This window comes from Roseateles sp. P5_B10, assembly GCF_056400485.1.
The window spans coordinates 1-7,031 of record NZ_JBFULE010000235.1 but is presented as its reverse complement, the minus strand read 5'-3'; the positions used below and the strand labels follow the sequence as shown (position 1 = coordinate 7,031).

General features: G+C 67.9%; 6 protein-coding genes. 1 reads left to right on the top strand and 5 read right to left on the bottom strand.

The window, feature by feature from the left end; genetic code table 11:
• Positions 1 to 51: 51 nt before the first annotated feature.
• Entirely contained in the window at positions 52 to 2,427 is a 2,376-nt protein-coding gene (locus AC1DU6_RS15405; protein ID WP_477858108.1) for a TonB-dependent receptor, read from the bottom strand.
• An 84-nt stretch (positions 2,428 to 2,511) separates the two neighbouring features.
• Positions 2,512 to 2,901, bottom strand: a complete 390-nt coding sequence (locus AC1DU6_RS15400; protein ID WP_457323496.1) for a DUF2946 family protein — start codon at positions 2,899 to 2,901, stop codon at positions 2,512 to 2,514.
• A gap of 89 nt (positions 2,902 to 2,990) precedes the next feature.
• On the opposite strand from AC1DU6_RS15400, the gene AC1DU6_RS15395 reads away from it, so the two are divergent.
• Complete coding sequence (locus tag AC1DU6_RS15395; protein WP_477858106.1) at positions 2,991 to 3,530, top strand: TlpA family protein disulfide reductase; 540 nt, start codon at positions 2,991 to 2,993, stop codon at positions 3,528 to 3,530.
• A gap of 18 nt (positions 3,531 to 3,548) precedes the next feature.
• Here the strand turns inward: AC1DU6_RS15395 and AC1DU6_RS15390 are convergent, their stop codons facing one another.
• From AC1DU6_RS15390 to AC1DU6_RS15380, 3 genes are all read right to left on the bottom strand, one after another.
• Positions 3,549 to 4,775: an ArgE/DapE family deacylase gene (locus AC1DU6_RS15390; protein WP_477858104.1), complete on the bottom strand. Its 1,227-nt coding sequence runs from the start codon at positions 4,773 to 4,775 to the stop codon at positions 3,549 to 3,551.
• Complete coding sequence (uraD, locus tag AC1DU6_RS15385; RefSeq protein WP_477858102.1) at positions 4,772 to 6,553, bottom strand: 2-oxo-4-hydroxy-4-carboxy-5-ureidoimidazoline decarboxylase; 1,782 nt, start codon at positions 6,551 to 6,553, stop codon at positions 4,772 to 4,774. The genes AC1DU6_RS15390 and uraD overlap by 4 nt, the downstream gene beginning before the upstream one ends.
• On the bottom strand, positions 6,550 to 7,031 hold a 482-nt coding region (locus AC1DU6_RS15380; protein WP_477858101.1), incomplete at its 5' end, for a hypothetical protein. The genes AC1DU6_RS15380 and uraD, both read right to left, overlap by 4 nt.

The window sequence follows — 7,031 nt, the reverse complement described above, 5'->3', positions numbered from 1 at the left end:
GGGCCTGGGCGGTGCCGGCGACGGCAAGCAGAGTGGCGGTGAGGTATGTCTTCATAGATCGAATTTCAGCTCGGCCGAGTAGCTGCGTTGCGGGTAGGGGTGGAAGTTCCAGTATTGATAGTCGTTCAGGTTCTCGATGCCGACGGCGGCGCTCCACTGGCGGTCAATCTTCCACAGCACGCGCAGATCGGCCGTCGCATATTTGCTGACGCCCATGTAGGCAAAGCCGTTCACGTCGGCATTGTTGAGTGTGCGGTACTGGCGGCCGCTGTAGCGGGCCGCGAGGCTGGCGCTCCAGTGCTCGTCGAAGCGCCAGGCTGCCAGGGCGGTGGCGCGCCAGCGCGGGATGTTGGGCTGCCAACGCCCCAGGGTGTCGCCCGGCGTTGCGACAAAGCCGCTGTTGGCCTTGATCCTGGAGTCGGTGTAGGTCGCGCTGGCCGACAGGTCCAGGCCCTTGAGCAGCCAGTCGTTGGCGGCGAGCGTGGCCTCCAGGCCGGTCGTGCCTATCTTGTCGATGTTCTGCACGCGGCTGATGTTCCTGTTGGCCGCCGGGTCGAAGAGGGCCTGCGAGTACAGCGAATCGCGGGTCGTCTCGGCGAACAGCGTGAGGCGCGACTGCAGCGGTCCCCAGGTGGCTTCAGCGCTCAGCTCGGCCGTCCAGGACTTCTCGGGCTTGAGGTTGGGGTCGTTGATGTACGCCGAGTTCGTCGTCGACGTGGCGCCATACAGCTCGGCCACGGTGGGCATGCGAACGGCCCGGCCGACGGAGGCCTTGAGCACGGTGTCGGCCGTGGCCTGCCAGGACAGGGCCGCCTTGGGTGACAGGAAGCTGTCGTTGCGCGCGGCATAGGCCTGGCCGGCYGTGGCCGAGAAGTCCGTGCGTCCGTCGTGGGCCTGCCAGGCTTCAGCGCGCAGGCCCAGCACGGCCTTCCAGTCGGGCGCCAGCAGCCAGGCGTCCTGTGCATAGGCGGCCTGCAGGCGGGTTTTTCCCTGGACATTGGCGGCCATCGCGCCGGGGCCGTCAGCGAGGTAGTTGCCGGCGATGTTGGACGTCAGGTAGCTGAGCCGGTAGCTGTCCTGCTGCAGGCCGAGATCGACGACGTGGTCGGTCCCCGCGGGGCGCCAGATGCCCTTGAGGGCGAGGGTGTTCCAGCCGGTGCCGCTGCCGTCGGCCAGCGTGCCCGCGCCGCCCGTCCGAGCGCCCGGCTGTGGGTTGCCGGCGGTGTTCTGGCGCTTGTCGTCCTTGCGGTAGTCGTAAAGGCTGGCCGCGGCTTCCCAGTCCCATTCACCGCCGCTGCGGCTCTTGACCGACAGGCCGTGCATGACGTGCAGCAGCTGCTCGCGCGTCAACGGGAAGTCGCCACCAGTCGGCGCGGTGAGCTGCTTGCCATCGATGACGACAGGCCCCGAATAGACGGGCTTGCCGCTCGCGTCGCGCAGCCAGCTCTCTGAATTGCCGTCTGAATCGTTGTGCCAGACGCCCATCACATAGCTGGCACGCAGCGTGGGGCTGAGCTCATAAGCCAGCTTGATCTTCACGTGGTCCTGCCGGGTGCTGTATTGCGTGGCCGAGCCCAGCAGATACCAGGGCTGGCCATTGCTGTTGGGCACCAGCACGGCGCCCGTCACCGGGGTGCCGTTGGTGACGGCGGTGCCCGTGCTGGCCAGGCGGTTGGCGAAGGTCAGCGGCTGGCCGTTGCTGTCGGTGCGGTTCACGTTGAGCCACCAGCTGAGGTCGCCGGCGCGGTCGCCTACCGAGGCGCTGCCCTGCCGGGCGCGGTAGTTGGCCTTGGCGCCGTAGAGCTCGAAGGGCTGGGACACATAGCCCAGCTTGGCATGGACCTCGAACTGGGTCGGCATGCGCGTCACGTAGTCGACGACGGCGCCGGCCGAGTTGCCGGGGTAGGCGGCCGAGAAGGGCCCGTACATGACGTCGACGCGCTCGATCTCCTCGGGGGTCACCAGGCCCCAGCGCGGCGGGAAGCTCAAGCCGCCGACGCCGTTGCCCAGGTAGTTGGACAGCAGGATGCCGTCGGCATAGACGGCCGAGCGTGCGCTGTTGCCGGTGCCCGAGGCGCGGCTGGACAGAATGGCGTGGTTGTAGTCGCCGATGTAGCGCTTGCGCACCAGCAGGCTGGGCAGGTACTTCAGCGCGTCTTCCGAGTCGGTCGCGTTGATGCTGCGCGCAATGTCTTCGCGCGTGACGGTTTCTCGAGTCGTTGGGATGTTGGTGGGCAGGGAGCTGGGTGCAACACCCTGCACGCGGACGAGGTCGAGCTTGTTGCGCGGCGTCGGCGTGTTGGGGCCTGCGGCGGCAACTTGGGCCGGAGATGAGGCGTCGTCGCAGTCGTCACAGGCCTGCGCGGCTGGCCACACGGACAGGACGACGCAAGCGGCGGCCGCGCGCGCAAGGGTGGATTTCTTCATGGAAGGGCTGGATCTGGGTCGCGCCGGCGCCCGGTGCGGGCGCCGGCAAAACGCCGGGCCTTGATGGCCGCGGCGGCGGATGACTCAGATCGGCCCGGGTGGGGCGCGTGCGCTGGCGGGGCGCCAGGCGTGGGCAGTGACGGGCGCGGTCCAGAAGCGCTCCGGAGCTTCCAGCACCAGGTCGTCGCGCAACCGCAGCTCGGGTGTCGCGGGAGGCTCGATGAGGTCGGCGGCGCCCAGATGGCAGGCCGGGCAATGGCCTTTGGCCAGCAGGTCCAGCGCGGCCTCAATGGGCTTGGGCTCGGCGGCATTGGCGTTGGACGCCGGCGCGCGGCAGACGTCCTGCCAGGCCGAAAAGTCGCCCCGCGCATGGGCCAGGGCGGCGCTGACGCCAGGTGCCAGCACACCCAGCAGGAACACGGCCACGAGCCACCAGACGTGGCGGCGGGCGCGGGCATGCGTCGGGGCTGACATGGGGGGATTCTAGGTGGCAGCGCCTGCGCGCAGAATGGGGCCACCGCGGCCTAACGCGCCGGACACAGGGAAGCGAGATGAAGCAATGCATGAACAGGCGCGGCCTGCTGACCTGGGCTGGATGCCTGGCCGTGGGCGGCGCGCGGGCCGACGAGCCGGCCAAGCCCAAGCCCAAGCCTACCCGGCCGCCGCTGGAGCGCGTGGCGCCTGACGCTCCACTGGGCCGCCTGCTTGATGGCAAGGAGCCCCGGCTGTCCGACTACGAGGGCAAGGTGGTCGTCGTTAACTTCTGGGCTTCGTGGTGCGGCTATTGCCGCGAAGAATTCCCCTATCTGGACCGGCTGCAGCGGGCCGCTGCCGACCGGCTGCAGGTCGTGTCGGTCAACACGGAGGAGCGCGATGTCTTTCGCAAGCTCTCCCGCGCGCTGGCCGAGCATGTGCAGCTGACGTTGAGCTACGACCCGACCCAGGCCTGCCAGAAGGCTTTCGAGGCGCCGGGCTCGCTGCCCTACACCGTTGTGCTGCGGCGCGACCGCAGCGTCGCGGGCATCAAGACCGGTTGGGGCGAGAGCAGCCTGAAAAGCCTGGTCGACACCGTCAACGCGGCGCTGGCAGCAGGGCCTGCCTGATCCGGTGCCGCCGCCGCTTCACGCGGTAAGCAGCTCGGCCAGCGCCCGTGCCACCACCTGGGTCGCGCGCCTCAGGTCGTCCAGCACCAGGTGTTCGTCGGCCCGCTTGGCATTGCTCTCCAGCACCGTGCGCGGCCCGGCGCCGTAGATGGCGGCCGGGATGCCGTGGGCCGTGTACAGGCGCACATCGGTGTACAGCGGCGTGCCCGAGGTCGGGATGGCCTCGCCGAACACCGCCTCGCCATGCTTCTGCAGCGCGGCGATGAGGGGCGCGGCGCCGGGCAGTGGTTTCATGGAGTTGGCGAGCAGCAGGCGCTTGATGTCCAGCTTGATGCCGGGGCTCTGGGCCACCGTGTTCTCGATCAGCGCGCGCACTTCCGCCTCGACGGCGGCCGGGTCCTCCTCGGGAATCATGCGGCGGTCCAGCTTGATGACGACCTTGCCGGGCACGACATTGGTGTTGCTGCCGCCTTCGATGCGGCCGACGTTCAGGTAGGGGTGGGTGATGCCAGCCACCTCGGAGCGGCGCATCTTCAGCACGTCGTTGTGCGCGTAGAGGGCCGTCAGCAGTTTGTTGGCGGCCTGCAGCGCGTCGATGCCGGTGCTCGGATAGGCCGCGTGCGAGGCCAGGCCGTGCAGGGTCACTTCCATCTGCAGGCAGCCGTTGTGGGCGGTGACGACCTGGTAGCTGAAGCCGGCGGCGATCAGGTAGTCGGGCTTGGTCAGGCCGTGCCTGAGCAGCCAGCCGGGGCCGAGTTCGCCACCGAATTCCTCGTCGTAAGTGAAGTGCAGCTCGACGGCGCCCTTCAGCGGCAGGCCCGAGTTCTTGAGAGCCAGCAGCGCGAAGGTGTAGGTCGCGAAGTCGCTCTTGCTGACGGCGGACGCGCGGCCATAGAGCTTGCCGTCGACGATCTCGGCGCCGTACGGCTCATGCGTCCAACCTTCGCCCGGGGGCACCACGTCGCCGTGGGCGTTGAGCGCAATCGTCGGGCCGTCCTCGCTGAAGCGATGGCGCACGATCAGGTTGGTGACGGACTGCATGCCGGCCGCATGCACCTCGGCGGCGGGCACGGTGTGCTTCTCTGCCTCGAAGCCCAGTTCCGCCAGCAGCTCGGCCGTGCGGTAGGCGTGCGGCGCGTTGTTGCCGGGCGGGGTGTCGGTGGGGATGCGGACGAGGGTCTGGAGGAAGCGGACTTCGTCGTCGAAGTTCTCGCTGATCCAGGCATCAATGCGGTTCTGAGTCATAGGGTATCGATCAAACGTTCAAATGCCCGGATGGACAGGTCGGCGTCATCTACCGTCACCGACTCCAACGGGTTGTGGCTGATGCCGCCATTGCCGCCGCGCACGAACAGCATGGCCTGCGGCAACAGCTCGTGCAGCTTCATCGCGTCATGGCCGGCGCCAGAGGGCAGGCGGTGGATGGGCAGGCCCAGCCCGGTGACGGCGGCCTCCCAGCGCATCTGCCAGGCCGCATCGCTCGGCGCCGCGTTGGCGGCCAACGTCGGCTGCAGTGTGAAGCTCAGGCCGCGGCGCAGGCAGATCTCCTCGAGCTTGGCGCGCACGTCGGCGTCGAGTGCGTCGCGGGCTGTGTCTGTCGTTGCGCGCAGGTCGAGGCTGAAACGGCAGCGGCCGGGGATGACGTTGATGGAGCCCGAAGGCACTTCCAGCATACCGACCGTGCCGACGACGTCCGGCACCGCTGCGGCCCGCTGTTCCGTGAACAGGATCAACTCGGCCACGCCCGCCGCGGCGTCGCGGCGCTGGCCCATGGGCGTTGTGCCGGCGTGGCTGGCCAGGCCGATGATCTCGCCGGTGTAGCGGCGGCTGCCGTTGATGCTGGTGACGATGCCCAGGGGCAGGTCCAGGCTGTCGAGCACCGGGCCTTGTTCGATATGGACTTCGACAAAGCCGAGGTAGCGCGACGGGTCGCGCCTGCAGCCGGCAATGGCTTCGAGCGTGCCCGGCAGGCCGGCGGCCTGCATCGCATCCCGCAGCGTGATGCCGGCGGCGTCGGTCTGGTCCAGCCAGGCGGGTTGGAAGGCGCCGATCAGCGCGCTCGAGCCGAGAAAGTCCGCCGGATAGCGTTGACCCTCTTCCTCGGAGAAGCCCACAACCTCGAGGCCAAAGGGCAGCCGCTTGCCGGCGCGATGCAGCTCGCGCACGACCAGCATGGGCACAAAGATGCCCAGCCGCCCATCGAAGCGGCCGGCGCGTCGCACGGTGTCGTAGTGGCTGCCAGTCAGCAATCGCTTGTCGGCGCCCGTGCCGTTGTAGACGCCCACGACATTGCYGACCGCATCGCGACTGACCTCGTCAAAGCCGCAATCGCGCATCCAGGCCATCAGCTGCTCGGCAACGGCCGTGTGCGTGGGCGTGGCGTAGGTGCAGGTCAGGAAATCGTCCGTCTCGCTGTGCGCGGCGAGCGCAGCAGCCCAGTCCCACAGCTGCTCGCCGAGTTCGGGTTTCACGCCGAACTTGTCGTTCAAGCGGATCTCGGCAATGCGGTGGATCTGGCGCAGGCATTCGGCCCGCTCCAGGTCGGGGTGGGCGCGCAGGCGGCGCTCGAAGGTCGCGATGATCTCGGCGCGTGTGAAGCCCGTGCCGCGCGGCCCGCGCACGGCCAGGATGAAGGGAAAGCCGAAGCGCGTGTTGTAGTCGGCGTTGAGCTTCTGCAGCTTGGCAAACTCCTCCGGCGTGCAGGCCGTCAGCCCCGCCTTCTGCTGCTCGTGGGTCGACTCGGCCGTCAGCTCGCCGGCGACGGCCGCCTTGCCGGCCAGCTCGGGGTGGGCACGGATCAAGCCGAGCTGCTCATCGACGCTGGCTTCGCGCACCACGCGGGCCAGGGCGACCTTCAGCGCAGCCAGGGTCTTGAAGGGACGGGCTGCCGCGGCGCGCTCGGCGATCCACGGCGAGTGTTCATAGGTGCCGTCCAGCAGCGCGACGAAGTCGCTAGAAGTCGCGCCATTCAGCAGCGTGATGCCGTGGCGGACGTGCGTTGCGTCGAAGTCTTTAGCCGTCATGGGTGAATTGAACGTACAAGGATGTTGGTGATGCAAGCTGGACTTCTTGTAGTCAGCGTCACCGTGGTTTTGGAGTTCGCGGGCTCGATCGGCGGTACATAGAGGGTCGAACGCATGTAAATGTGATGCCCCAGGTCCATATGAGTCGACTTCCAGCCGGCCTGCTCGAACAACTGGTCGAGTTGCAACGTGCGGTCGCAACCGAGGCCGTTGAAAGGCGCCGTCTCCCAGTCGATGTGCAATTGAATTCCCTTTGGGGATTCAAAGATTCCGACGTGAATTTCCTTGCCTGCATTGTTCGATATGAGCCCCGACAGAAAGCGATCGGCGCCCAAGTTGGGCTCTTGTTCTCGGGTTCTCTCGATGTACTCCGCACCGAGATAGGCCAGGATTTGACGGGCAGTGAGTCGTGGAATCGCCGGGAGCAGGTCCGCCAGGTGATTCCAGATCGGCACCAGGACGCCCTCACCATCCAGAG

Excerpts from the sequence above, each read along its gene's own strand:
- AC1DU6_RS15390 (WP_477858104.1), bottom strand. The coding sequence starts at position 4,775 with ATGACTCAGAACCGCATTGATGCCTGGATCAGCGAGAACTTCGACGAC.
- AC1DU6_RS15395 (WP_477858106.1), top strand. The coding sequence starts at position 2,991 with ATGAACAGGCGCGGCCTGCTGACCTGGGCTGGATGCCTGGCCGTGGGC.
- AC1DU6_RS15400 (WP_457323496.1), bottom strand. The coding sequence starts at position 2,901 with ATGTCAGCCCCGACGCATGCCCGCGCCCGCCGCCACGTCTGGTGGCTC.